23 protein-coding genes are annotated in these 26,517 nt (G+C 59.9%); 9 read left to right on the forward strand and 14 right to left on the reverse strand.

Annotated elements, in window-relative coordinates; all coding sequences use genetic code 11:
- Positions 1 to 396: 396 nt before the first annotated feature.
- The 3 genes from GH665_RS24385 to GH665_RS24395 form a co-directional block, all read right to left on the reverse strand.
- Positions 397 to 1,131, reverse strand: a complete 735-nt coding sequence (locus GH665_RS24385; RefSeq protein ID WP_153139681.1) for a FadR/GntR family transcriptional regulator — start codon at positions 1,129 to 1,131, stop codon at positions 397 to 399.
- A gap of 242 nt (positions 1,132 to 1,373) precedes the next feature.
- Positions 1,374 to 3,302 (reverse strand): sensor histidine kinase, encoded by a 1,929-nt coding sequence (locus tag GH665_RS24390; protein WP_246216354.1) that lies wholly within the window; start codon positions 3,300 to 3,302, stop codon positions 1,374 to 1,376.
- Positions 3,212 to 3,907: a response regulator transcription factor gene (locus tag GH665_RS24395; protein ID WP_153139683.1), complete on the reverse strand. Its 696-nt coding sequence runs from the start codon at positions 3,905 to 3,907 to the stop codon at positions 3,212 to 3,214. The genes GH665_RS24390 and GH665_RS24395 overlap by 91 nt, the downstream gene beginning before the upstream one ends.
- 224 nt (positions 3,908 to 4,131) lie before the next feature.
- Here GH665_RS24395 and GH665_RS24400 point away from each other — a divergent pair, with 224 nt between their 5' ends.
- Both GH665_RS24400 and GH665_RS24405 read left to right on the forward strand, forming a co-directional pair.
- Entirely contained in the window at positions 4,132 to 4,851 is a 720-nt protein-coding gene (locus GH665_RS24400; protein WP_153139685.1) for a putative type VI secretion system effector, read from the forward strand.
- A gap of 168 nt (positions 4,852 to 5,019) precedes the next feature.
- Positions 5,020 to 5,460 carry a hypothetical protein gene (locus GH665_RS24405; RefSeq protein ID WP_153139687.1) on the forward strand — a complete coding sequence of 147 codons (441 nt, stop codon included), beginning with the start codon at positions 5,020 to 5,022 and terminating at the stop codon, positions 5,458 to 5,460.
- A 144-nt stretch (positions 5,461 to 5,604) separates the two neighbouring features.
- On the opposite strand, the gene GH665_RS24410 is transcribed toward GH665_RS24405, so the two are convergent.
- Positions 5,605 to 6,519 (reverse strand): LysR family transcriptional regulator, encoded by a 915-nt coding sequence (locus GH665_RS24410; protein ID WP_246216355.1) that lies wholly within the window; start codon positions 6,517 to 6,519, stop codon positions 5,605 to 5,607.
- 133 nt (positions 6,520 to 6,652) lie between these two features.
- Here GH665_RS24410 and GH665_RS24415 point away from each other — a divergent pair, with 133 nt between their 5' ends.
- The gene (locus GH665_RS24415; protein WP_153139690.1) at positions 6,653 to 7,843 is read left to right on the forward strand and encodes a M20 aminoacylase family protein; all 1,191 of its coding nucleotides are present in this window, start codon (positions 6,653 to 6,655) and stop codon (positions 7,841 to 7,843) included.
- A gap of 86 nt (positions 7,844 to 7,929) precedes the next feature.
- Complete coding sequence (locus GH665_RS24420; protein ID WP_153139692.1) at positions 7,930 to 9,237, forward strand: MFS transporter; 1,308 nt, start codon at positions 7,930 to 7,932, stop codon at positions 9,235 to 9,237.
- Positions 9,238 to 9,326: 89 nt separating this feature from the next.
- Here the strand turns inward: GH665_RS24420 and GH665_RS24425 are convergent, their stop codons facing one another.
- From GH665_RS24425 to GH665_RS24435, 3 genes are read right to left on the reverse strand one after another with little or no spacing between them, the layout of a single operon-like run.
- Entirely contained in the window at positions 9,327 to 10,778 is a 1,452-nt protein-coding gene (locus tag GH665_RS24425; RefSeq protein ID WP_153142281.1) for a short-chain fatty acid transporter, read from the reverse strand.
- A gap of 24 nt (positions 10,779 to 10,802) precedes the next feature.
- On the reverse strand, positions 10,803 to 11,738 hold the full coding sequence (lhpI, locus tag GH665_RS24430; protein ID WP_153139694.1) for a bifunctional Delta(1)-pyrroline-2-carboxylate/Delta(1)-piperideine-2-carboxylate reductase: 936 nt from the start codon (positions 11,736 to 11,738) through the stop codon (positions 10,803 to 10,805).
- 25 nt (positions 11,739 to 11,763) lie between these two features.
- Positions 11,764 to 15,210 carry a molybdopterin-dependent oxidoreductase gene (locus tag GH665_RS24435; RefSeq protein ID WP_153142282.1) on the reverse strand — a complete coding sequence of 1,149 codons (3,447 nt, stop codon included), beginning with the start codon at positions 15,208 to 15,210 and terminating at the stop codon, positions 11,764 to 11,766.
- A 165-nt stretch (positions 15,211 to 15,375) separates the two neighbouring features.
- Between GH665_RS24435 and GH665_RS24440 the strand changes: the two genes are divergently transcribed.
- Positions 15,376 to 16,287 (forward strand): LysR family transcriptional regulator, encoded by a 912-nt coding sequence (locus GH665_RS24440; RefSeq protein WP_153139696.1) that lies wholly within the window; start codon positions 15,376 to 15,378, stop codon positions 16,285 to 16,287.
- 312 nt (positions 16,288 to 16,599) lie between these two features.
- Here the strand turns inward: GH665_RS24440 and GH665_RS24445 are convergent, their stop codons facing one another.
- Entirely contained in the window at positions 16,600 to 17,766 is a 1,167-nt protein-coding gene (locus GH665_RS24445) for a porin (RefSeq protein ID WP_153139698.1), read from the reverse strand.
- Between the two features lie 289 nt (positions 17,767 to 18,055).
- The gene (locus GH665_RS24450; protein ID WP_153139700.1) at positions 18,056 to 18,475 is read right to left on the reverse strand and encodes a GNAT family N-acetyltransferase; all 420 of its coding nucleotides are present in this window, start codon (positions 18,473 to 18,475) and stop codon (positions 18,056 to 18,058) included.
- 345 nt (positions 18,476 to 18,820) lie between these two features.
- On the opposite strand from GH665_RS24450, the gene GH665_RS24455 reads away from it, so the two are divergent.
- Positions 18,821 to 19,222 (forward strand): PTS sugar transporter subunit IIB, encoded by a 402-nt coding sequence (locus tag GH665_RS24455; protein WP_153139702.1) that lies wholly within the window; start codon positions 18,821 to 18,823, stop codon positions 19,220 to 19,222.
- A gap of 182 nt (positions 19,223 to 19,404) precedes the next feature.
- Here GH665_RS24455 and GH665_RS24460 read toward each other — a convergent pair whose 3' ends face one another.
- The 4 genes from GH665_RS24460 to GH665_RS24475 all read right to left on the reverse strand — a co-directional run bounded on the left by GH665_RS24460 (position 19,405) and on the right by GH665_RS24475 (position 21,798).
- Positions 19,405 to 20,325 carry a proline dehydrogenase family protein gene (locus GH665_RS24460; protein WP_153139704.1) on the reverse strand — a complete coding sequence of 307 codons (921 nt, stop codon included), beginning with the start codon at positions 20,323 to 20,325 and terminating at the stop codon, positions 19,405 to 19,407.
- A 77-nt stretch (positions 20,326 to 20,402) separates the two neighbouring features.
- On the reverse strand, positions 20,403 to 20,741 hold the full coding sequence (locus GH665_RS24465; RefSeq protein ID WP_153139706.1) for a hypothetical protein: 339 nt from the start codon (positions 20,739 to 20,741) through the stop codon (positions 20,403 to 20,405).
- Between the two features lie 38 nt (positions 20,742 to 20,779).
- On the reverse strand, positions 20,780 to 21,289 hold the full coding sequence (gene lspA, locus GH665_RS24470; RefSeq protein ID WP_153139708.1) for a signal peptidase II: 510 nt from the start codon (positions 21,287 to 21,289) through the stop codon (positions 20,780 to 20,782).
- 110 nt (positions 21,290 to 21,399) lie between these two features.
- The gene (locus GH665_RS24475; RefSeq protein WP_153139709.1) at positions 21,400 to 21,798 is read right to left on the reverse strand and encodes a GFA family protein; all 399 of its coding nucleotides are present in this window, start codon (positions 21,796 to 21,798) and stop codon (positions 21,400 to 21,402) included.
- A gap of 282 nt (positions 21,799 to 22,080) precedes the next feature.
- Here GH665_RS24475 and GH665_RS24480 point away from each other — a divergent pair, with 282 nt between their 5' ends.
- Both GH665_RS24480 and GH665_RS24485 read left to right on the forward strand, forming a co-directional pair.
- Positions 22,081 to 22,353, forward strand: coding sequence for a hypothetical protein (locus tag GH665_RS24480; RefSeq protein ID WP_153139711.1), 273 nt, complete (start codon positions 22,081 to 22,083; stop codon positions 22,351 to 22,353).
- A 436-nt stretch (positions 22,354 to 22,789) separates the two neighbouring features.
- Positions 22,790 to 23,443 (forward strand): nucleotidyltransferase domain-containing protein, encoded by a 654-nt coding sequence (locus GH665_RS24485; RefSeq protein WP_217361906.1) that lies wholly within the window; start codon positions 22,790 to 22,792, stop codon positions 23,441 to 23,443.
- Positions 23,444 to 23,782: 339 nt separating this feature from the next.
- On the opposite strand, the gene leuB is transcribed toward GH665_RS24485, so the two are convergent.
- Positions 23,783 to 24,871, reverse strand: a complete 1,089-nt coding sequence (leuB, locus tag GH665_RS24495) for a 3-isopropylmalate dehydrogenase (RefSeq protein WP_153139714.1) — start codon at positions 24,869 to 24,871, stop codon at positions 23,783 to 23,785.
- Positions 24,872 to 25,896: 1,025 nt separating this feature from the next.
- Here leuB and GH665_RS24500 point away from each other — a divergent pair.
- A complete protein-coding gene (locus tag GH665_RS24500; RefSeq protein ID WP_153139716.1) occupies positions 25,897 to 26,370 on the forward strand; it encodes a hypothetical protein in 474 nt (157 codons plus the stop codon).
- The last annotated feature ends 147 nt before the right edge of the window (positions 26,371 to 26,517 follow it).

Genomic DNA, 26,517 nt, shown 5'->3' on the forward strand with positions numbered 1-26,517 from the left:
ATTATTGAACACTTCACTGTCCATGACGGCGCAAGCAGGAAAAGCTCCGGCAAGAGAAACACCGGAGCCGGGCATCATTCCTTTCATGAAACCCACGTGCACGCGCGTACGCATGACTACCCACCAGAAAATGCTATATCACGCTCTTTTGCCTACTAATCGATGTATACCCTTAACTAGTCGGACTAATTAAATTTTTGCGGTGCAGCGCGGCTTTCCGTATTGGCTTCAGGCGGTGTGGCGCAACACGATGATGGAGCAGACGGGCATCGTTCAGCGTGGATCGTGAAGAGTCGAATCGCTCTGCACGATATGGCGCTTTAATAGTATGACTATCGGGTTGCTGAATGAAAGAAGCGGAGCGCGGGGGGACGTCAGGCGTTCGCTGCGTGCGGGTCAGGGTTGCGTCTGAAACTGGCCGCCGGTTTCCAGCACGCTTGCGGCGTCCGCGCGTGCATTGTCGAGCTGAACCAGACTTGCCTGCCGGGCACCCAGCGGATCGCGGCTCTGGATCGCGGTGAGAATCGCCTTGTGACGAGGCAGCGACAACGCATGCGTGTCCGGATGGCGACTCGTCAGCTTGATCGATTCGGACAAGGCAAGCGACAGCATGTTGCCGATATAGGCCAGCAGGTCGTTGTGAGTGGCTGCCATGATGGCGCGGTGAAACTCGAGGTCCGGGTTCAGTAGCGCGCTTGCGGTTTCCGCACGTTCCATCTGATCGTAAGCCGATGCGATGCGCGCGAGATCCTCGCTGGTCGCCGCCGTGGCGGCGAGTGCCGCTGCCGCGGGTTCGATCACGCGGCGCACGGTCAGGAGCGAACCGAAGAACTCGCCCTCCGGCACACTGTTGATCGTCCAGAACAGGACGTCGGGGTCCAGCATGTGCCAATCCGCGCGAGGTTTCACCACACTGCCCACACGCGGTTTCGACACCACCAGACCTTTTGCCACCAGCACGCGAGTCGCCTCACGCAGCACGGGGCGGCTCACGCCATAGCGCTCGCACAGGACAGTCTCGGCAGGCAGGCGCTGGCCTGGCTGTACTTTCCCGCCGACGATATCCATGCCGAGCTCCTGCACAATGCGGCCGTGCAAGCTCTTGCGCTGTTGCAGATGACGGTAGTCCATGGTCGGCGGTCGCGATCGTGTCCGGCTCAGTCTTGTGCCGACCCGTGCAGCGTTCTGGATGGCGCTTACCGTGTTGTCGACACAGATACGGGTTGGTTTCTTGCAAAAAGGTTACCGATTCAAGCATAGCACGCAGGATTTGGCGTGCCCCCTGGTGCCGATGCCGATGCCGGTCCCGCACACGACCGGCGCTGCAGCGGCGTCGCCTGGTTGCGGCGTGTGGGTGAGCGTTCGCTCACGACCTAACGAAGCAGGGGCTCAGTTTCGGCTCGCGCCACCTGCATATCCAGTGCGGTGAGGCCGGCAGCGGATCGAATCCGCAGCGTTCCGCCCAGCCGCTGCGCACGCGCCTGCATACTGCGCATGCCGGTTCCCGCATGCTGCTGGAGCGCGGCGGGATCGAAGCCGATTCCGTTGTCGCGAACAGCGAGTGCGAGTTCCCGCTCGTCGCTGTGCAGGTCGATCTCCACCTGACTGGCGCGGCTGTGTTTGAAGACGTTGGTCAGGGCTTCCTGAAGAATCCGCATGACGTCGATGCTTTTCGAGGGCGGCAGGTAGCACCGGTCAAGACCGGCGATCGACCAGCGGCATTCGATGCCGTGGCTTTCCAGCAGGCTCGTGAGCCGGTGCCGCAGCGGACCGATCTGATCGGCCAGCGGAGATTCGCCGGGCTGCTGGTTCGAGGCGGTATCGATGATGATGCGCAGGTCGTCGCGCAGCTCTTTCAGAATCGACAGGAAGCGTCCGGACGGGATACCGTGCGGCGCGTGCTCGAGCGTGGCAATGCTGCTGACAAGCGTGCCGCCCAGCCCGTCATGAAGGTCGTGGGCGAGATTGAGCCGTTCGTTGAGCCTGACGTTGGCGACTTCGAGTTCGTGCTCGCGGTGCAGCGTGTTCGCCAGTTCGGCCCTGGCTGCGTCGACGGTGATGTTCAACTCCTCGTTGAAGCGCTCGATATGGCGCAGATTGGCGACGAAATTCCAGGCGAGCACCAGCGCCATACCGATCATCTGCAATTGCGACGTGAGTGCGGAGTAGTAGCGATTGTCGTTGAGGATGCCGAGAAACGTCAGCAGGTCATGCACTCCGGCGATCAGGAAAATGGCAATGCAGATCGACAGAATGCGATGATCGGTGCGACCGTGACGCCACGCGACGTAGAGAAAGGCAAAGCAGGTCGCGAAGAAATTGCAGGCCTGCGCCACGGCCAGAGCGGCGCGCGTCATGCCCATATGGCTGTGCGGCGTCGCGAGCATGACGATCGTGCCGACGGCCACGAGTAGCCAGAGTACGGTCTCGATACGTGGCAAACGCCGTTCGCAAAAGCGTATGGAGAACATCGTGAATGCCGCGCTGTAGATAATCAGCGCGATCGAGTTGGCGCTTTCCCACCCGTCGGTACTGGCAAACGGCCATGGGCTTGTCGCCACCTGGTTGAGCGCCACCCACCACCAGGCGAGCGACATCAAACTGAACCAGCCATAGACGGCTTCCTGCCGACGCATTAGCCATAACGCGAAAAAGAAGCACCCGAGCGTGGCCGTCACGGCAAGGCTGGACAGTTGCAGATCGTGGCGCAGCCAGTATTCGGTTTCGTAGCTGCGCTGGAGCGTGTCGGGATCGCCGATCGACACGTTGCCAAGTCCGGGCTGATACTGCGACAGCCCCGACACGCGTATCAGCAGCGTATTGGTGCCTTCGCGCAGCAAGGGCGGACTCAGGACCTGATAGTGTGGCGCGTTCCAGGCGCGCGTCAACGGTTCAAGCAGATGCCGGTCGCGCATCAGCAAACTGCCGTTGAGATAAATCGCACCGGCCATGTTCAGATAGTCGAGCATCAGCGCGGCAGGATGCGCTACGTCTGCCTGTTGCCATGAGAGCCGATACCAGACGACACCATCGAATTCCGGCCAGCGTGAAGACCAGTCGTCGGGCAGCGATACTGTAACCCAGCCTGCCGATGGCGGGCTATCAGACTGCCAGTCCGAGCGGGCCGCTTCGATGCGGGGATGCGTAAGGGTGTCGGCGTGCGCCGGCACGGCGGCCGCGGTACTGGCGTGCAGCGTGGCGAGGGCACAGATCAGGGCAACAAGCCATGCGTGCGCGCTTCGAACACGGCCTGAGTGCGAGAGTTGACCGCCAGTTTCTTGTAGATGTTCTTGACGTGACATTCGACCGTTAGCCTGGACAGGGATAGCACATCGGAAATCTCGCGATTGGTGAGCCCTTTGTTGACCAGCACCAGGATTTCGATTTCCCTCGGACTGAGCGGCGAGCGCGTCGGCGGCTTCGCGCTGGTTGTGCTGGCGCGCCTGGCGAGACCGGTCAGATCGAGAATGCGTCTGGCAACGAATGGGTCGATGGGCGCGCCGCCGCGCAGTGCGCTGCGGATCGACATCGCGATTTCAACGTCGTCTCGCTCCTTGAGCAGGTAGCCGGTTGCGCCCGCCTGGAGCGCGGTCACGATCACCTGCTCGGTGCTCCAGGCGGAGATTACCAGAAGCGGCAACGCCTCATCCTGTCCATGCAACGCACGTATAAGATCGATGCCGTTGCCGTCCGGCAGGCCGACGTCGATCAGCACGAGCGCGAACGGCTGGTTGGCCAGTAGCGCGTTGGCTTCGGCAATGCTGCCCGCGAATGACAGGATGTCGTCCGTGTAACCGAGGGTGGCGAGAATCGCGCGCAGCCGGGCCTGCATCGGTGGCTCGTCCTCGACGATCAGGAGCGGGCCGGGCAGCACGGATTCGAAAGTATCGGACGATGGTTGCGCCATGGGGCCGCGTAGAGGGGAGTGAACCGGTGGGGGGATTGCCGGAACGGCCGGCAACGCTCAACCGACGACAGCGGCAATAGTGACATGGATTCACGACGGTATTCCAGTCGCCTGGTGCTGGCTATACCTGGAATCAAGTATCTTCAGCTTCGTGATGACGCGACGTTTTGGGTAGCCCACGTGACCAGCCTTTCTGTGAGCATTTTTTGAGCGGTGAATAGAACATGTTAGAGCAGACGGATCGTCCGGCTTTGTTGCGCGGACGTATCGAGAATCTCAAGCGCACGAAAGTAACGCGTGATTTCATGCGCACAGAAAACGAAAAAATCGCCACCGGTGCCGGTACGGTTGCGTTGGGCCTATCGGGCATGACCGGGCTCGCCGTTGCCATGTCCACCGTGGCGGGCAGCAGCCAGGAAGAGGTCGACAAGATCTCCTTCGAGATTGACGGCGTGCACGTCGAGGGGTGGCTATGGCGATTCCCTTTCCGTGAGAACGACGAAGTCGAAGTCGTGGCCGAGAAATCAGGTGTTGGTGTGACGTGCTTTGCGGTACGGCGAATAGAGGATGAGTTGGTGGCCGTGTACCCGCACTGTACGAGTGGCCGCCAGGCGTATCTGAAGACAGTGGTGAAGGTCTGCGCCACCTTGTCGATCGTCTGGGTGGCGGCGATGAGCTTCCTGTTCTTCGTAAAAGCGCCCGTCCTGACTGCGCCGCAGAAGTTCTATTTTCTGGGGGTGACATCACTTTTTCCTGCACTTTTTCTATTGTTTTTTGCAGTGTCGGCTTATCGGAAAGACAAGTCGTTTATTACGCTATCGGAACGGATCTTTGAGACGTTTGGGTGGGCCGACCCGACCGGCATCAATCTGAAAAAGACATCGAAAGGCAGGAAACGAAAGGGCGATGGTTCCGGCTATGGACTGTGGGTGTTCCGGTACTGAACGCGGAGCAGTGCTGGCGGCAGCACTTGCCAATGGTCCCGAAAGCGCTTCACCAAAAGCCATCGGATCATTTTGTTACACCTCTTACCGGGACCCTAACCGCCAGGTTACAAAAACCTTTCGTGAGGCGGTTATACTCGGCGCCGTCCCAAAAACTAAAGACCTTTTATGTCGAAGAAAATCCTCCAGATTGTTGCCATTGCAGCGCTCACCGCTGCAGTGTCGTTACCGGCGGTGGCCGGCGATATGAACAATGCCCTTGGCGGCGCGCTCGGTGGCGTAGCCGGCGCTGCACTGGGTGGCGCAATAGGCGGCAGTACGGGTTCCGTCATTGGCGGTGCAGTTGGCGGCGGTGCCGGCGGCGCAGTCACGTCAAACCGCAGGGAACGCACGGGCGCTATCATCGGCGGCGCGCTCGGGGGCGGTGCCGGCACAGCGGCAGGCAATGCGATGGGCGGCCGCACCGGTGGCCTCGTCGGCGCGGCCGTGGGTGGCGGCGCGGGTTCGGCGCTCGGCGGGAACATGTCGCGGTCCAATTCGTACGCGGACGACTACGGCCGTGGCTACCGCTCGGGCAAGCGCCATCACAAACATCGCCGCTACGACTGAACGTTGAGCAAAGAACGGCGTGGTTCACTCAAAGGTTAGGCCCGAAACCCGAAACGCCGGCGACCTTTCGCCGCGCTGCTCGGGCGATTTCCATGCGAGCCAGAACCGGCGCGTGATCGACCACGTCGAGCGAGGTTATGCAGACTACCCCTGACGCCTCTGCAGCGCCTTGACGAGCCTGGTCCAGAGGAACTCGGCCGCGGGTGACAGACGCCTGCCAACCCGGCGTATGACCTGGCTGCCGAATTCGCGGGCGATCGCGTGGTCGATCTCTATGGGAACCAGTTTTCCGGCGTCCAGATACTGGCGCGCCGCATCGGTCGACATGAAAGCGACACCCAGGCCCGCAGCGGCGATCGCTTGCGCCGACGAAAACAGATCGCAGCGATAGGCCGGCGTCAGATTGAGCCGTTCCGCACGAAGCAGCGAATCGACATACTGCTGAACGCCAAAACGCGACGGCATGAAGATCAGCCGGTGGTCGGCCAGTTGTTCAACGCGGATGCGCCGTTCGCCCGCCAGCGGGTGCTGCGGACTGACGAGCGCGCAGAGCGGCGCGGCGCGAAAGGTTCGCGCGCGAATCGCCGGATCGCTGATGCCGCCTGCGCACAGTCCGAGATCGACCTCGTCGTTGCGCACCATGGCAACGATTTCTGAGGTCGCCGCGCCGCGCAGTTCCACCACAATGTCCGGGAACTGCAGGCTGAATGCCTCAAGCACGCTGGCGAGCAGCGTCTCGACGAACCCCTCGCCGGTGGCGATCTCGATTCGGCCCCTGCGCAAGCCCCGATAGTCTTCCAACTGCGCGAGCATCTCCGCGTCGCGCTGCGCGCTTTCACGGAAATGCTCGACGAGCGTGCGGCCGATCTCCGTGAGCGTTACGCGCCGACCCTGCCGCTCCAGCAGCGCCACCCCATGCAGGCGTTCGAGATTCCCAACCTGGCGGCTGATCACCGAAGCGTTGATGGACAACGCGTCCGCGGCCGCCCGCACGCCGCCGTGCAGCTCGATTTCGTGCAGATAGCGCAGGCTGCGGATATTGAGCGCGGTGTCGCGCAAACTTTCGGGGTCGCTCGGCATGGCTGATTCGTTGACATGGAAGTCAACATTATCGACCGTAAAACGTCATTGATTGGCCTTTTTTGCGGCGAAATACTGCTCCTCTTTCTCACTCCCTTGCAGGCGCGAAACCATGTCAGGCACCCAGGACTTCTGTTCCCTCGACGACACGCTGGATCTGCGCGATGAACTGAGCGGCATTCGTCATCATCTTCATCGTCATCCGGAACTGGCCTACAAGGAGTTCAAGACCTCCGATTTCGTTGCACAGAGCCTCGAAAGCTGGGGCTATGCCGTGACACGCGGTCTGGGCGGCACCGGCATGGTGGCCACGCTCAAGGCGGGGACGGGCGCGCGTGCGGTAGCCATCCGCGCCGATATGGACGCTTTGCCGATCAGCGAGGAGACCGGCCTGTCCTACGCCAGCGCCGAGCCGGGGCTGATGCATGCGTGCGGGCACGACGGCCACACGACGATGGTACTCGGCGCGGCCCGCCATCTGGCCCGCACGCGCCGCTTCGACGGCACCGTGCACCTCGTGTTCCAGCCTGCCGAGGAAATCGGCGCGGATAGCGGCGCCAAACGCATGATCGAAGACGGCCTGTTCGAGCGCTTTCCGTGCGACGCGATTTTCGGTCTGCACAACCATCCCGGCTATCCCGCCGGCACCTTCCTGTTCCGCAGCGGGCCGTTCATGGCGGCGTGCGATACCGTTGAACTGGTGATTCACGGCCGTGGCGGCCATGCGGCGCGGCCTCATCTGGCCGTCGACCCGATTGTGATCGGCGCCGGCCTGGTGAGCGCGTTGCAGACCGTCGTGTCGCGCAGTGTCGATCCGATGCAGGCCGCCGTGGTGACCGTGGGCGCTTTCAATGCCGGGCACGTCGCGAACGTGATCCCCGAAAAAGCTCGCCTGCAGATCAGCGTGCGTTCGTTCGACGCCGCGGTTCGTACGCTGCTCGAAACGCGCATCCGCGCGCTCGCGCAGGCGCACGCGGATGCTTACGGCGCGCGGATCGACGTCGACTATGTGCCGGGATATCCCGTGGTCGTGAATAGCGTGCCGGAGACTGAACTGGCGCAGCAGGTGGCGCGCGAACTGGTTGGCGACGAACGGGTGGTCGATGGCTTTGGCCCGATTGCCGGCAGCGAGGATTTCGCCTACTACCTCCAGGAAAAACCGGGCTGCTTCCTGCGTCTCGGCAACGGCGAGGGAGCCCCGATGCTGCACAACGCGTCATACGATTTCAACGACGACAACCTCACCGTGGGCGCAGCGTACTGGACGCGCTTGGTCGAGCGTTTTCTCGCTGCGGCATCCTGAGCCTCACCGGCGCCACCGCCTTCGATCCAGATCAAGCCTCGCGTGACCGGCGTCGTCACGCGAAATCCGAGCACAAGGGAGTACCCATGTCCGCCCAGCCCGTTGCGCAATCCACCGCATCTCCGGCATCCGCCGTGTCCACGCCCGCGTCTCAACGCAGGATCGTCATTGCCGCGGTGTTTGGCAATCTGCTCGAGTTCTTCGACTTCACCGTCTACAGCTTCTTCGCGCTGACGATCGCGAAGCTGTTCTTCCCGGCGCACGATCCGGTCGTCTCCACGCTGCTCGCGCTGTCCGCCTTTGCGATCGGATTCGTCGCGCGGCCCGTGGGCGGCTTCGTGCTCGGCCACTACGCGGACAAGCACGGCCGCCGCGCGGCGCTGACGCTGACGATCTTCCTGATGGCGGTCGGGTCCGGGATGATCGGCCTTGCGCCCGATTACGCCACGATCGGCCTTGCCGCACCCGCATTGATCGTGTTCGCGCGCCTGCTGCAGGGTTTCGCGCAGGGCGGCGAGTTTGGCGCCGCTACCGCGACCTTGCTGGAAACGGGTTCGGCGAAGGGGCGCGGCTTTCGGGCGAGCTGGCAACTGGCGAGCCAGGGTGCTGCCGCGCTGCTCGGCTCCGGCATGGCCGCGCTGCTCACCTACCAGCTCACTGAGCCGCAACTGCTCGCCTGGGGATGGCGTGTACCGTTTCTCGCCGGCGTTCTGATCATGCCTGTCGGGGTGTATCTGCGCCGGCATATCGTTGAAGAGCCGCCGGCTGCGGGCAAAACGAAGGGTTCGAAACTCGAGCCGGCGCTCGTGCGCAAATGGTTTCTGACCGTGTTCGCGATCATGGGCATGACGGTCGCGACTTACGTGCTGATGTACTACATTCCCACCTACGCAATCCAGTATCTCAAACTGCCGCCGAAGCTCTCCATGCTGGTGTCGATCGGTGCAGCGTGCGTTTCGCTGACCCTGTGTCCGGTGTGGGGCGCGCTCTCGGACAGGATGCAGCGCCGCAAGCCGCTCACCCTCATCGGCCGCGTTGCGTTGATCGCTCTGCTCTACCCGGCTTTCTGGCTGATGAACCATTTTCCGGCGCTGCCGGTCGTGTTCGGTCTGATCGTACTGCTGATGATTTTCTACACCATGGGATCGGCGCCGGCGTATTCCCTGATGCCCGAGAATTTCCCGAAACATGTCCGCGCCGGTTATCTGGCGAGCGCCTATGCGGTTGCGGTGTCGGTCTTCGGCGGGACCTCGCAACTGGTCGTCGCATGGCTCATCAAGGCGACCGGCAATACGATGGCGCCGGCGTGGTACATGATCGGCTGCGTGATCGTTTCGTTGATTGCCGTGTCGATGCTTGAAGAAACCGGGGGACGTGATCTGGACGCGGGCTGAGTAAGCTGTTTCGGAAGCGGCAGGTTGTGGCGTGCGGTAGCTATTCGCCGGCTTTTGACCTGCTGCACCAGGCTGGCGTCACAGACGGATCAAGGCACGACGGGGGGATGGAAGGTCAGTGTCCCCGCAAGAATCCATAGCATGAAGATCACGAGCGGAAGATGCACGATGAACTGGGTAAACGTGAAGCCCACCACGTCACGAGCCCGCAATCCCAGCACGCCGAGCAACGGCAGCATCCAGAAAGGGTTGATCAAATTCGGCAACGCCTCCGCCGCGTTGTAGACGGTTACCGCCCAGCCCAGATGAACCTGGAGTTCCTTGGCGGCCGCGATCACGTACGGTGCTTCAATGATCCATTTCCCGCCACCCGACGGCACGAAGAATCCAAGGACGGCAGAGTAGATGCCCATCAGCGCCGGAAACGACGCATGCGAAGACACGGTGACGAAGAAATGAGAAAGATGATCGGCCAGCGGTAGTCCCGACGGCGCGGAGGCTTTCGTCAGCATGTACGCAATGCCCCCATAGAGAGGAAACTGGATCAACACGCCAGCCACAGACGGCACCGATTTCGCCACGGCGTTCAGGAAGCGGCGCGGGCGCCAGTTCAACAACATTCCGGCCAGCAGGAACACGAAGTTGTAGGTATTGAGATTCGAGATGGCCAGCACCGGATTTTTCGTGGTGAATTCGTGCCATGCCCAAACCGAGCCGAGTGCGACGATCAGGATTGTGATCAACGGGCTGTACTCGAGCCAGTCGCCGGGGCGTGAAGGCGCTGCGACTTCGAGTTCCGCTTCGTTCAGCGAGATGCCCAGAGACTGCGCGGTTTTGGCGCGTTCCGCGCCGGGCGCCGAGAGATACGCAATCAAAAGCGATACGACGGTCAGAGCGGCGACTATCAGTAACGACTGGGGAAGAAAAATCGTCTCGGAGAACGGAATGACTCCGGTGATCGCCAGCAGCGCTTTCGGCAAACTGTCCGGATTCGCCTGCAATTGCGATGCTGACGAGCTCAATCCCAGCGCCCAGGTCGCGCCCATGCCGAGATAGGCGGCGGCACCCGCTGCCCGGTAGTCCATACGGAGCCCGGTGCGACGAGCGAGCGCACGAACCAGCAGGCCGCTGAAGATCAGGCTGATCGCCCAGTTGAAAAGCGACGCCGAAATGCTGACCAGCGCGACGAATGCCACCGCGGACTTGCCGTTCGACGGCAGGCGGGCAAGCCATGCGATCAATTTCGCGGCAGGCGGAGATACCGCGACCACGTAGCCTGAAATGGCCACGATCGCCATCTGCATCGTAAAGGGAATCAGGCTCCAGAATCCGTCTCCGAAGGCAATCCCCACACGTTGTGCAGGCGCACCCGTCGCCAGGGCGCCGACAGCGACGACGACGACCGCGATCGCCGCGAATATGTATGCGTCGGGAAACCACTTTTCCGACCAACGGGTCACGGCTGCGGCCATACGCTCGAGCCCAACTGCATCGTCGGCTGTCGAGGCTGCCAGGTCTTGCTGACGGTTCAATTCCTTCATCATGGTCTCCGACGCTTCGAGTGATTAAACATGCTTTTCATAAACCTGCGTTGCCGCAGCCAGGTCTTCGAGTGCGGTCCCCACCGCTTTGAATACCGTGCGCTCGCTGCCGTCGAAGCGCCCGCCGACGTCGCCCCGGCACAAGGCGGCGAGCGTACCGTTCAGGTCCGCCGGCGAAATCACGTTGCGCGACAACGGCCCTATCAGGTCGCCGGACTTCTGCAGTGCCTCGTCCGTATCGACAAACACGCGCGCGTTTCGGAAACAATCGTCGTCAGCCTCGCGCATCTGCGGCGTGAAGCTTCCGATAAGATCGAGGTGCGTTCCCGGTTTCAGCCACGCGCCGCGTACGATCGACTCGGTAGCGAGCGTCGCGCAGCTCACGACATCCGCGCGCGCCACGCTGTCCGGCAGACTGGAGACCACTGCCGCATTGAAACCTTCGTCTCGCAGTTGCTGCACGAGTCGCGCGGCCGACTCCGGATAGATGTCCCAGACCTCGACATGCGTGATTGGCAACTGGCTTCGATACGCTGCCGGCACCAGGCTTGCCACGCGTCCGGCGCCCACCAGCACCATGTGCGAGGAGTCGTCGCGCGCCAGAAGGGTGGCAGCGAGTGCCGAGGCGGCGGCGGTGCGGCGTGAGGTGATTTCATTGCCGTCCATCTGCGCGAGCGGCTCACCCGTGCCGGCGTCGTACAGCACGTAAGTCGAGTGCAAGCCGGGCATTCCGCGGCCCTGGTTAGCCGGGAAAATGTTCACGGTCTTGATGCCGAGATATCGGTCCGCCTCCCACGCCGGCATGATCAACACGGTGCCGGTGTTGCCGTCGCCGCTATTGATCGTGTGCGAGTGTCGGAGTGGAACCTCACACCCCTTGATGAACGCCTTCTTCAGCGACGGAATCAGCGTGGCGAAGTCCAGCGCCTCGCGTGTCGCTGGCGTGTCAAAAAATTTCATGCTCGATTTGCTCCTCGTGAGTCGTTCACGCTTCAATGGAAATATCGGTGGCCGGGATCGCCTGGCAGGCGAGGCACATATCGGCTTCGTCCGGCCCATGCCCTGTCATATGCGACACCTTGCCCGCCAGGACCTTGACGGCACAGCTCTCGCATTGCCCGACCCGGCAGCCGCTGGGCATGCTGATGCCGAGGCTCTCGCCGAAGCTGAGCAGGCTTCCCCGTTCGGGTGCCCATTCAGCCTTGATCTGCGACCGCCGGAATTCGACGGCAAAGCGCTGTGATGGATCGAGGGCCGGTTTTGAAGGAGACCGAAAGGCCTCGCTGAAGATATCGAACGGCGGCACGCCCCGCTCGACGAGGCCCGCCGTGATGGCGTTCATCATCGGCTCTGGGCCGCATAAATAGAATCGCGCGCGGCGCTGTATCAATGCGTCGTCCACGACGTCCGCAGTGAGGTAGCCCTGCATCTCGAAGTCGCGTCCGAGTATTTCGTCGCGCGGCTGGTTATAGCAATTTACGATCTTGAGCGTTGGCAACGCACGCTGCAATTGCGCAATTCGATTCCGGAACGCATGAGTCGAGCTATTGAGATTCGCGTAAAACAGCTGGGATTCGGGCGCTTGTGTGCCCAGCTGTCCGATCGTTTCCAGCCACGAAATGAAGGGCGTTATTCCAATCCCACCCGCGAATATGACGACCGGTCGCTTCGAAGCCGGCGGTACGATGAAGGTGCCGCTGGGGGCTTGAAGCAAGACCCTGTGTCCAACTGCCAACTCGCGATGAATATACGAGGACATGACGCCCTCGAACTGCTCACCATCGGCACTTCGGCCTCGCTGATGGCGCACGGAGATCGAGTATGTCCGGCGATCGTTTTCAATCGCATGGCCAGTGAGCGAATAGGCGCGCGTCGTTCCTCCTTCGCACAATTGCGGAATATGGATCGTCACATGCTGTCCGGGCAGATAGTCGGGGAGCGGTCCGCCGTCGGCTGCGCTGAACGTAACCGTGCGAACGCCTTCGGCTTCTCCATGCACGGCCGACACGACAAAGTCCCGGAATCCTTGCCATGCGCGTCGCGCGGGATCGACCGACGGGTCGAGCGTGACGTCGCACGGCACGGCACGAAGCGGCGACGAACCGCTCAGCGGATCGGCGATGGCGGCGGACACGATGCTGTTGTAGTTACTGTTTGTGCTTCCCAGGGCCGTCGACGATTCCATGCCGATCTCGTCGCACGCCTGCCACCAGCCATACTCCGCGACTACGACATCCGGCGCGAGTTCGGGGACCACTCGCGCACGAAACCGCGCGGTGCCGCTGGTACTGGCGACGCGTATCCAGTCACCCTCGACAATGCCCTTGATGGCCGCCAGATCGGCGCTCAGTTCCGCGACGGGATACGGGGCACGGCGACGAAGGCTTGGCAGCCCACGATGCTGGCTGTGGCAGTAGTAGCCGTTCTTGACGGAAGTGAGCGTATACGGAAAGCGTCGACGGTCGGCTGCGCGTGCTCCTTCTCCGCGGCTCGGCGGGACATACTGCGGCACGGCCGGATAGCCGTACCGATGCAGCTTCTCCGAATAGAACTCGACGCACCGCGTTTCGGTCGCAAAGCCTCGCGGGCCATTCGGCGTCGTGCAGGCGTATTGCTTTTCCTGCTGCTTGAGCGGCCGGTAAATGCCCTCGGGGTGCGAACGCAGGGTCGCGACGTCCAGGTCCAACGGTTCGAGAACATGGTTCCATCCTTTTTCGACGTCGCCACCGAAGAATTGATCCCCCATCCCGAGCCTGACCGCCAGGTCCAGCACGATGTCGTAGTCTGCCCGGCTTTCCCCGCGGGGCGTCACCATCCGCTGCCGCAGCTGGACCAATTCGACGGCCCGCTCATTGATCTCGAAGCCGAGACGTAGTCCTTCCCGTTCCCAAGGCGTGTTGACCGGAAGGAGGATATCCGCATAGCGGGCGGATGGCGTTTCGAACAGGTCGCAATGAACATGAAAATCCAGCGCGCACAACGCGTCGTGCGCCAATGCGCTGTCGGCTTGCGACATCAGCATGTTGGTGCCGAACGCGACAAGCGCGCGCACCCGATAAGGCTTGGCCTCGAGAATCGCCCGATAAACATCGCGCGCGGTCACCCATCCCTGGGCGGGCGGACCGAGTGGTCGCTCGTCAAGTCCGAGTGCCTTTGTTCGCTGCTGAGGACTCAGCATGGCGTAGTTACTGAGGGGGTTTGCCGGCTGCTTGACCAACTCGCGGTTTGAACCCCGCGTATCGAATGCACCTGTCAGTGCATACAGCGTAGCGATCGCCCGCTCTGTTTGCGTCGCGTTCGTGTGCTGTCCCACGCCAGACCACGCGTGATAAGCAATGCGCTGGCGTGGGCTGAGCATCGCCGCCACGACTTCGATCGCCGAGACGTCGACACCGGTGATTTCGCTCACGTGTTCGGGCGTGTACTCAGACAGCGCACCGCAGTACAACTCGAAAGCGGGCGTACACGCGACCTCTATTACGCGACCCGTCAGGTCGAATACGGAAATCTGATAAGAGCCTGAAATCGAAAGGTCGGACGGCGACGTGCGCGCCTCTTCTCCGACGAGTTCGAGTCGATTGAGCGCGCCATTCCAGACCGCATATCGATTGTTCGACGACTCCGGATCGATGTCGCGTTCACGCAAAAAATGTCCGCTGTCGCGACGAACCAGGAAGGTGCCATTCGTCCACGCGCGGACAAATGTATCGTCGATATTTCCCGTCGCGATCATTTGCCGGGCAATTCCCATGGCAAGCGCGCCGTCCGTGCCTGGCTGCACGCGCAGCCATATATCGGCTTCGCGCGCGAGCGCCGTGGGTCTCGGGTCCACGACAATCAGCTTGGCGCCGTTGCGCCGACCCGCTGCAATACTGTCCGCCTGGGCCAGCCACGTGTTGGCGGGATTCGTACCCCAAAGCACGATGACGTCGGAATTCCGGTAATCGGCCGTTGGCATGCCGCAGCCGAAGGTAAACACGTGCGCGAAATCCTTGTGCCAGTTGCAGATCTCGGTTGCGTAGCAGATATTCGGACTTCCGAACGACCAGACGAATCGCTCCACCCAGTCGATACTGTCGCTCATCGGCGTACCGCTCGGGGTGGTCACGCCGAACACCACCGATTCGGCGCCGTTTTCACGTTTGACGTGCGCGAGCGTGGTCGCGATCTCGTCAAGCGCCTCGTCCCAGCTGATCCGTTTCCAGCGCGGGTCGGCCGCCCCTTTTGGGGCAGTGCGGCGCATGGGATACAACACCCGGTCGGGGCTGTGTACGAGCTCCGGCGCGGCCTTGCCTTTCATGCACATCGCGTTGCCGGTCGGGTGCGTAGTGTCGGGGCGCACCTTCAGCAACATGTCGCCGCGGACCGCGTTGATCGTGCCGCATCTTGACCGGCATAGCGTGCAGTACCCCTTCTTCTCCTGCGTCTCCATCATCGTTCCACTGTTTCCTTTCATGACGGGATGCTATGCAGCCGAAATTGCCCTGCCTAATTCATATTTCATGCCTCGCGATATATAATTTTTCAATACCTCAGATTGGTCGTCGGTTCGCGCCGTCGGATTGCACGGCGCCATATCCCAGCGGAGTAGGTCAACGTGGCCACACACATTACGCTTCGCCAGATCGAGTACTTCATCTCGGTGGCTGATACCGGGCAGATTTCCAGATCCGCCAATCTCTGCGCCGTTTCGCAGTCGTCGATGACGATCGCGCTGAAGAATCTCGAAGACACCGTGGGGGTGCCGCTGCTGCAGCGCCACGCGAGGGGCGTCCGGCTGACCCGAGCCGGCGAGCGATTTCTTCGGCATGTGCAGAGCGCGAATGTGTCCATCGGGCGCGCTGTAGTCGCGGCCCAGGAGGAACCTGAACAGATTTCGGGCCACGTTCGGGTCGGCGTCACGGAAACCGTCTCGGCTTACCTGATGCCGTCAATGCTTGCTACTGTCGCGCAGCGCTTCGAGCACCTGAGCGTCGAGGTCATCGAAGACGCGCGCGAGGATATCGAGCAACGTCTCGTCGACAATCAGCTTGATATCGGTCTGATGCTTGTGTCCAATACGGCCGACGTGGACGAGCTGAAATATGAAACGATTCTGCGCTCTGTGCGCCGGCTTTGGACCCATCCGGATCACCCGTTGCAAGATGCACAACAGGTCACGCTACAGGACATTGCACAGGAGGACTACCTTTTACTCGACATGGACGAGCATGTCCGCACTGTTCGCAAGTATTGGGGAAAGTATGGCCTCGAACCGCACGTGCGTATCCAGAGCAAGTCGATCGAAGCCGTGCGAAGCATGGTCGCGCTCGGGTTGGGCGTCACGATTCTTTCGGACCTCGTCTATCGTCCGTGGTCGCTCGAAGGGAACCGGATTATGAGGCGTGATCTGAGCATTCCGATCCCGACCATGGACGTCGGCGCCGTCTGGCACCGGAAGGGCATCCTGCCGACGCCCGCGAGAGTGCTGTTAGATCTCTTCCGATCCTGGAAGAAGACAGTCCAATAGTCGATCCTGCCTGACGGGCATAGCGGACGTTCGTGATCACCTTCGCAGCCGTGGCTGCTGACCGGCCGCTCCGAAGGAAGAGGCGGCATGCAACATCGGTACGCGAGCGGCCATACGGCTGTGGCCAAAAGGGCGCTTCTGTTCATGACCTGTCCCAATACGGCTAATTCGAATTGGGACAATGCAGCATTCGTTGCCCATGAAAAAACACCCCAAAGATCGGACCAATGTCCAACTTTTGGGGTGCAATTCACTACCGGGATTTTTTGTCTGGGGTAGTGCGTTCACTACCCCAGACTTCTGAACCGGCGATTAGAACCGGTGGTAGATGCCAACGTTGGCTTGAACCTGGTTGCCGCCCGATGCGGTATTGCCGAAGTCCGCAGCCGAAGCCTGAGCGCCCTGAGCATGAACGTAGGCACCCATGGCGTATACCGACGTGAGCTTCGACAGTGCGTACGTAGCACCCAGCGACGCCTGGTTGATCGAAGCCATCGTGCGGCCCTCGGCGGCTTGCGCCTGCGTGGCTGCCGAACCGTAGACGTAGGTGTACCCAGCAGCGAGCGACAGCGCCGGGGTTGCCTGGTACTGCAGAAGGGCGCCCACCACGTTGAAGTGGATCGACTGTTGGCCATCGTTACCTTGGTACTGCGCGTTCGAGTAGCGCAGGCCAGCCGTGTACGGACCAAACTGGTATTGGCCGGCGATTTGAGCGATGCCCGCGCTCTTGAACGCATTGCCACCGTAGTAACCCGAGCTCGGATAGCCCAGCGCACCACCGAACGACGGTTGTGCCGTTGCGTTCTGCCAGCCGTTCGCACCCTGGTTTGCCGCATGGAAGTAGCCGCCGGCGACCGTCAGACCGCCTTGAGCGTAGTCCGTAGCCACCGACCATGATTGACCCGAACCCGTAGCACCGGCAACGCCGCCGAACGAGTACGCGCCTTCAGCCTGGAAGCCGTAGAAAACCGGCGAAATGTACTTGATGGCGTTGTTCTGGTTCGTCGTGTTGTCGTTGTTGTCCACGTCGCCCGGGGTCGAGAACGTCGAAGCCGAAATGGCGTCGCCCGTCAGGCCTTGAACCATTTCCGTCACGGCATCGATCTGGCGACCCAGGCGCAGGGTACCGTACTGGTCCGAAGCGAGGCCTACGTAGGCCTGGCGATTGAACAGCGAACGCGAGGAGCCAATGGGGCCCTGGCCGCCGATGCCGCCGGTTGCAATGTTGAAACCATTTTCGAGCTTGAAGACCGCCTTGAGGCCGCCGCCGAGGTCTTCCTGACCCAGGAGACCCCACTTGTTCGAACCTGAGGCACCGCCAACGAGGGCGTAGTCCGAGTGGCCGTTAACGTTCGAGGTGTAGCTGAGACCTGCGTCTAGCATGCCGTACAGGGTGACCGACGACTGTGCCATTGCTGCCGAGGATGCGGCGAAGGCGGCAACAGCGGTAACCGTTGCCTTGAAGGTGATGTTCTTCATCTGTAATTCAGTGTCCCTGAGTATCTTTTGGATGGTTTATTTATTACTGCGCGCCGGAGGATAAGGCACCTCCTGCAAACTTAAGAAAGGAAAAAAAAAGACTGTCGCGAAAACGTAACAAAAGGAGCAATGTCTTGCGCGGCGGGCGACCGCTTTCCGGCTGCCGCTGACGGTTTGTGGCAGACGCTTCAGGGCTGTGTGGAGGCTCATGCGATTGGCATAGCGAGGCCCCGAGTCGTCATTTGAAAACCTGGATAGTGGGCACTCAAAGATGCGCGACAAACGTCACTTATATTTCCGAAAAAGAGTTATCGGAGGAGGGCGACGAGGTTCCCAACTCAGCAACCGAGTGAGCAGCGTCGCGGACGGACGGTTGCAGGTGACACTCAAAATGCATCAGGTCGTGCCAGATGCCATGAAGCTTCATGCTGCGCCGAGCGGTCCCGTACACGGTAAATCCATTGCGTATTAGAACGCGAGGAGATGCCTGATTTTCGGGTCTGACAGTGGCCTCGATTCGCCATAGGTCAAAGTCATCGCGAGCTTTACTTAACACTAGCTCAACTGCTTTGGTCGCATATCCACCACCCGCGAAGCGCTCGCCGATTCGATATCCGAGCGACGCCTTGTTAAAGTAAGGGCGGTTATCGAGCTCGAACTCAAGCAGTGCCTCTGCATCATCTAACGTCGGGTGATGGATCTCTATCATGAAACTCTCTTTCAAGGTCCAGCTCGATGGTCGTGTCACTGCATATTCGCGACAATTGTCCGTGATCTGAACGGCAGTGTCGAAGGACGATTCCTGGTCGAACCGGGTCTCATGGCGGAGAGCAGAATCGATTCATCGAGATTGACCGGCGTCGGGCTCAAATCGACCCTGAACGGCCAGTCAGTTTTGTCGATAGCAGACGTTCGAATCTTCGCATCGGTCTCTGCTCACCCAGTGGCCCGGACGTGCTAATGTGACGCCCGCGCGATCTGTTTTTACTGTCACAGTTTGCCGTCTCAATTTAAGGGGCGTTTGACCGAATAGGCAATGGATCAGGAGAGGGTGATGAACGAATTGGACGAAGTGACGCGAGTGTTGTTCGTCGGCCTGGAGCCAGAAACAGTCGACTACTCCGATCCTGCGTTGCCGCCAGGGCTGGACGCGACGAAAATTCATGCTGGAATCGCACTCGGCATGCAACTAATGGCAGCACGTGGATGGCGTGCCGATCTCCGCCTCGTGCGACCCGACGAAACTGCCGCTGTTGCGGTCGAGCGCCAATTAGCAACCGCAACTTACGATTGTGTCGTGATCGGTGGCGGAATACGGATTCCGCCAAAAAATTTGTCGCTCTTCGAGATACTCGTCAATACCGTGCATAAAGCGGCACCCAATGCGTCCATCGCGTTCAATACAATCCCCGAAGATACCGCGGACGCCGTGGCTCGTTGGTTGAAAGCTGAGTAACCGCATGTGACCGCCCTGTATGCGTTCACAACATGGCGTCGGGTGGCTCAAGTTGGCCGACCGCCGCCTCATGCAGATGGCATGAACCGACCCACAAAAGCCGGCCGGATTTCTCGAAAGTAGCCGCTCGAACCGGGACCAACGATCTGGTCGGTCCCGATCCACCGGTCTTGCGGTAACTGCTAGCGAGCCCGAGCGCTACGCATCATCGCAGCCAGGATATATCCGGCAATTCGCGGATTCTCCTTAATTCGCCGGGTGCTGTAGTCATACCAGTCATGACCGTATGGCACATAAACGCGGACGTGAAATCCTTGCGCAAGCAAAGCGTCACGCTGCGGTTCGCACACGCCTAGCAACATCTGAAACTCGAATCGTGAGCGGTCAACTCGCTCGCGTTGCAGCCAACTGGTCAATGCATCGATCAATTGCGCGTCGTGCGTTGCAATGCCCACGAACGATCCCGCCTGTATTGCGCTCGATACGTGCCGAACGAAGTGCGCATTGATCGCGGCCCGATCCCTCGATGCACCGTCGACGAGATGCTCGGTTGACTCTGCATAAATCCCTTTGCAAATGCGCATGCGGCTCTTGCGCGCCTGCAGGGGAACGATGTCGCCGTTCGTGCGCGTCAAATACGCTTGCAGCGCGATCCCAACTGGATAACCGTCGGCTTCGAGCTCCCGGAACGCGTCGAGCGTTTTCTGGGTGCAACTGATGTCTTCCATGTCGATGCACGCGCTGATTCCGTACGATGCCGCCGCTCGCAAAACCATAGAGACTCGTGCCATGCACGCGTCTTCGTCGAGATGCAGTCCGAGGGCAGTCAATTTTATCGATAGCTCGGTGGGTTGATTTTCTGCGCCTAGCGTCTGGACGAGATTGAGATAGTCGCGAGCCATCGACTCCGCCTGCTCGGACGACGACGCAGTCTCGCCCAGCACATCAATGGTTGTACGGAAGCCTGCTGCGTGGAGCGCGCGGATGCGCGTGCAAACATCGCAGAGCGTTTCGCCAGCGATATAGCGGCGGGAGATCTTACGGATTAGCGAACGGGGAACGAGCGGGATGGCGCGAGCCGCCATCGTATTGAGAATACGCATGTTGTGGTCTCATGAAAACGCAGTCGCACGAATCTGGATACGAAAAGTCGATTCGGGCGACATCACCGGACTGCCTATCACAACAGGTCCGGGACGAATGCCAAAGTAGATGCAATCACTGCATCGACACAGGCTTTCAGTGCGTTTTCGAGGGAGGCCAGGCAGCTGCGTACATTGTTCGAGCGAAGTCTTTTGCGGTTAACTACGGGTGAGTCAAAGCCTGATTTCTTTATGTCAGTCAGGCATTGGGAATCGTAGCATGAACGAACAAGCGGTGGTGGTGAGCCGATCCGCGCTGCACCGAAGCTTTGATTGTTGACGATCGGCGTGTCCCCGCCGAATGTCTCAAAGTGGCTGACTACTGTCCCATTCAGCCGCCCCAGTTCGACCCCGAAGACACCTTCAATACGCTCCAAACCGGTCGTTGGCCAACACTATCCGGACTCAAAGATTCTCAGGCCGTCGCGGACCCCGGCAAAGTGGGTCCGCGTCGCTTACCACTAAAAAGAAGTAGCGCTACGCCGAGCATAATTCCAACATCCGCCAGGTTAAACACGCCCGTTCGCAAACGCCCGATTCCAATGTTCAGGAAATCGAAGACCTGGCCATGATAGATCGAACGATCGAGCAAATTGCTGAGTCCTCCGCCGAGAATGCAGGCCATAGCGATGACATCAATACGGCGAAGTCTTGAAGAGCGCCCCAGCCACCAGAACAAGCCGGCCAAGATAGCCAGAACACCGTATATGAAAACAAGGTTGCGGGTCGTATCAGACATTCCAGCCCCAAGGCTAAGGAACGCACCGTGGTTATAGATGGGCAGGACCAAAACACTTCCCGCGAACAGTGGCACTACCTCGCCTGGCGTCAATATTTGTTTGAATAAGGCCTTTGTCAGCTGGTCGATGATGATCCAGGCAAGCGCACCGAGAAGCGCAGTGATAAATCTCTGTTTCGTCGTCATTCGAAAAATAGCATGTAGAGAGGCGGGACCACATTCTAGCCGCGTCAGGATCCTTGCATTGTCGGCAATCTGAGACTCGTTGCTGAGCGGCCGTTCGTGGCCGATCGCGCTTATTCTGCCGTCGGCCATTCAAGGTATTGGGAAATCGAACCGCATTCGGAAATCCACGGGCGATCGTGCGACGTCCAAATGTGCATCGCCGGACTTATGCCGGGATCATCGTCAAGCGTCGGAACCCTCAATATTACGTACGGCTGTTCGAGTCGCTCAGCAAGAACGTGCGTGCCGCATGATGAACAGAAGCGGCGCAGCTTCCCCGGCGACGATTCGAAACTGGACAGCTGCCTTTCTCCGCGTGTCCACCGGAAGTGCTCTCGTCTAACCCGGGCGGTTGTCGCGAATGCAGCAGCGTGGGCCTTCTGACAAGTATGGCAGTGGCAATGCGAGATTGAAGTCGCGAGCGCATCTATCTCATAGCCGATCGCCCCGCATAAGCAGCTACCTTTCATATCTTCCCCGATTTTTGCTGGTTGAACGCGAATGCTACAAATGGCCTGAAGAGAGCGACATGCTATCCGCCGGTCGTTCGTCGAATTGTTGACGATTCTGAGGAAGCCGTCGAGGGTCCGAAGTTGGCCGAACTCAGCCCGATGATGACCGGTTCAGCTCGACCCACAGCGTTCCTTTCGGCTCATGTACATGCACGGCCACTTAGGAATCGAAAGCGGACGTTCCGTTTTGATCAAAACTTGCGACCAGAGTCATCGATGCTCGGAGCCGGATTGGAGGTGATGAAGATGCTGAGCGACACGCAGGTGCGTCGGTTCATTGAGGATGGCTTCGTGCGGCTCGACGACGCATTCCCACGCGCGATAGCGGACAGCGGTCGTGCGAAGATTTGGCAGGCGATCGGGATTGATCCCGATGATTCCACAACTTGGACCCGTCCAGTCGTCCGCATCGGGGCTATCAACGACGAGTACGGAACGCAGCCACCCTCGTTCGGTGAGGCCGTCAACACACCCACCCTCTATGACGCGTTCGACAAGCTGGTCGGGCGTTAGCGCTGGCAACCCCGTCCCAATGTGGGAACGTTCGTCGTACGCTTTCCTTCCACAGCCGATCCGGGCGATCTTGGGTGGCACGTCGACCTCAGCTTTCCCGGCGCAACGGGCGATCCCACTGGCCGCGACTACTCGGCCTGGAGGGTGAACATTACCTCGCGAGACCGCGCGTTACTCATGCTGTTCCTGTTCTCGGACGTTGGCGAAGACGATGCGCCCACACGCATCAGGGTCGGCTCTCACGCCGATGTGGCGCGCCTTCTCGCGCCCGCCTGAGAGGCCGGGCTGGCGCACCTGCAGTTGCGCGACGTCGGGGCGAACCGGGACGTTGCGCTCGCGACCGGTGCGGCTGGCACCGTCTATTTGTGGCCGGTCGCTGTCTCATACGATAGGTATAAGCGGCCCGCATTTGTGAACCATGCGCGCCGGTTATCTTGTGAGAAAATCCGAAGCTCCGAAGCAAACGGGGTCGCTCGATACGATGAACACTCAAGTGGACATACCGGACCAGGAAGCATGGGATGCGTGGCAACCGGCCGAACTGGCTCAACGGTTGAGCGATACTAGTTTGCCTTGGTGTGTCGCGGGTGGATGGGCACTCGATCTTTGGCACGGTGCCCAGACTCGCGAACATAGCGATCTGGAATTCACAATATTGCGAGAGAATTTCAGCACCTTTCGTCGGGCGTTCAGTGATTTGGAGTTCTACACTGCTCACGCCGGCGTAGTCGCAAGTCTGCCGGCGGATCGGGACCCGCCGACTGAGGTTATGCAATTTTGGGGTTTTGACCGCGCTGCAGAATGCTGGCGGATCGATATGATGATCGAGCCGGGAACTAACGAATTCTGGGCCTACAAAAGAGAGCCATCGTTCAAGCGACCGCGTGCCGAAATGGTGATGAGAACCGCTGACGACATCCCCTATCTGAACCCGTCCGCCGTGCTTCTGTTCAAGGCTAGGGATCGGCGCCCAAAAGATCAGCAAGATTTCGAGAGAGCATTGCCCAACTTGCCGGTTATCGAACGCGCGTGGCTGAAAAACTGCCTTGATGCCCTTCACCCCGGAAATGAATGGGCGCGAGCGCTGTAGAGCGTTACTTATTGATCTCTCCGTATAGATTGTCCACGATCCGGCCACGTGCATCGACCGTCGCTTCATGGCCGACAAGGGAAATTCGCGTCGAGGTTGGCAGGTGACCGACGAGCGCGGGCCGAACTTCCGGGTTCGGCCAGGTTCAGCCGTTCGCGTCGCTTCCCGGATCGCCAACAGTTGGCATCTGGGCACGATGATCAGTATGAATTTCGATGATTGGAACTGCCATCTTTCGATGGCTACCTGCGCACGATTGCTAACAGGTGACCAACGAATCGGCGCGATTAGCAAGCTTCGCGCCGATTAGATAACGGTTCAGCGGATCGTGCGCTTTGTTCAGCCTGTCGAGGCTTTCTTGGTAATGGCAGCCGCAACTGCGTCACCCATCGCGCATGTGCTAATCTTGGCCGTGCCTTCGGAATAAATGTCTGCCGTACGCAATCCCGATGCGAGCACATCCCTGACCGCGGATTCAATGCGGTTTGCGGCGGCAGCCTGATTGAGCGAGAAACGCAACATCATGGCAGCAGACAGTATCATCGCCAAAGGATTCGCGATGCCCTTGCCTGCGATGTCTGGAGCGCTACCGTGACTGGGCTCGTACAGCCCCTGGTTGCTGGCATTCAGGCTCGCCGATGGCAGCATGCCGATGGAGCCAGTGAGCATTGCGGCTTCGTCACTGAGGATGTCTCCAAACATGTTGCCGGTGACGACCACGTCAAATTTTTTGGGTGCCTTGACCAGTTGCATCGCCGCATTGTCGACGTACATATGGTCAAGCTCCACGTCTGGGTAATCCCTGCTGACTTCGGTCATAATGTCCCGCCAGAACTGGGAGGTTTCCAGTACGTTCGCCTTGTCGACGCTAGTGACATGCTTGTTGCGTTTGCGGGCGGCCTGAAAGGCGACATGAGCGATGCGCTCGACCTCGGGACGCGAGTAGCGCATAGTGTCGAAACCTTCTTCCGTACCGGGGAAATGACCGTCCACAGCGGTGCGGCGTCCACGCGGTTGACCAAAATAAACGTCGCCGGTCGCATCCCGGATGATCAGTATGTCAAGACCTGAGATCACTTCGGGCTTGAGGCTTGAAGCGCCGACCAGTTGCTCGTAACAGATCGCGGGGCGGAGATTGGCAAACAGACCAAGATTCTTACGGAGTCCGAGGATCGCTTGCTCGGGACGAAGGGGGCGGTCCAACTGGTCGTATCTCCAGTCGCCCACGGCGCCAAACAAAACCGCGTCGGCTTCCTTGGCAAGCTTCAGTGTGGCTTCCGGCAGCGGGTGATTGTGTGCCGCGTAGGCCACGCCTCCGGCTAGAGCGAATTCCGTTTCAAGTTTCAGGTCCAGGACATTCAGGACCTTTATGGCTTCAGCGACGATTTCGGTTCCGATGCCGTCACCCGGAAGGATTGCGATTTTCATGGACAGACTTTCTGTGGGCTGAATAATTCAATTGGTCATCTCAGGTCTTTCTATACGACCGGAGTGTATATTTTGCTCAAGGTCCCAGCCGTGGCGTGGACGATTTGAAGCGATATGCGTGCGGACTGGCCTCGAACCGTACGTAGAAGACTAGGTTGGATGTTTTTGGTATCTAAAATGAGCTCGCGGCGGGTGAATAAGAAAGCATTGTTTATCCACTTTTAAACCGGAACAAGGCAACTGTTGATACGGGTATAAGTAATCCCGTGATCGCCTCTGACACTTGGCGAATGCAGGAGCTTCCAAACACGAAGTTCCTCATCGGAGTATTGCAACCGTAGGGGCAATGCACGTTGGACGCGGTTAGCCTGTCCGCGGCGGCATGCCCTTGAGTGCGACATGAACGACTGCTTACGGCAACTCTGAAGGTCCGTTGTGGGTCGGAAGTGTGAGTTCCCCGATGCAGAAAGCTACCGTTACGTTGCGTGGTGCCGTGACCGGCAGCAACCCGGTGCATTGCTGACATACAACCCGAACTTCCCCAATGTCGGCAAAGGCCGATGAACCGCCATCGACTGCCAGGTCCTAGCATTGACGAAACCCGCTACGCGTTCGTACTGACCGTCAACGTTGAAGCAACTAGCCGCCTGCTCGGCCGCGATCCCTGGATTAGCGACAACCCATCGCGCACCGCCGATGCCTTATCCAATCAGCCAAACGCAAACACTTAGCCCGCCTGGTTGATCGCTGCACCGCTGCCATGACTTATAATCATCAAGCCATCGGGAAACACCCGGCGGTCAGGTTTGGAAGCCTGCTAGCTAAACCCGCACACCCGCTCAGGCGTGCGTGCGTCTACCTCTGCACGTCTGTTGTTTTCCAATGGGCGGGCTGTGGTGGGGGAGCCGCAAGGCTCGCCGGTTTGGTTTAGCGCCGGTCTTCCAAACCCGCCATGTGCCCGCTCACCCACTTCCTTAAAGCAAGCGAGTGTCGGGCGATCCAGGAAGTATCAGGGAGGTCGCACCATGAGCAGCAAACCTACAAAACAATCTCAACCCGCTTCACGCCCGCCTGTCGACGCGCTCCAGTACGAAAAGCTTGCGCTCTCCACCTTCAATCTATGCAACCGGCAGTTGAGCCAGCTCAACACATTGATCACACTTGGGTCCTCAATATGTAGGAATCCTGCCATCACGAGTGACGAAAGACGACGTCAGCAGACCATGCTTGAATTGCTTGTCGATACAGCAGAGCAATATCAGCGGGAGCTGGAGTGTGACCGTGAGCTATATCAGGTGATCGCACTCGACGCGAAGGGCGTCCCTCAAAGCCGCATCACTGCGAACCGTGCAATGCGCCTACTTGCAGAGGCATCACAAATAGAGACGAAGGAAACGCCAGCAGCCACAAAGCCGAGCCCGGGCAGACAGACGTCAGTCAAACCCACGACAAGCGCAGAATCAGACGCGGACCAACAACCGGCTCCAGCGCAGCACTAGCCATCAAGAAGGCGTGCAACTTCAGTTGCTCAGATTCGCAGGATGCCTGCCCTCCATCACGAGCATGGCCGAGCGCCACACGCAAATGTGGGCAGGCATCCAACAAACCTGAACGAAGTCAGCCTAATGCGTGCTCTTCCGATCGGC

It is taken from the genome of Paraburkholderia agricolaris (assembly GCF_009455635.1).
Taxonomy (GTDB): Bacteria; Pseudomonadota; Gammaproteobacteria; order Burkholderiales; family Burkholderiaceae; genus Paraburkholderia; species Paraburkholderia agricolaris.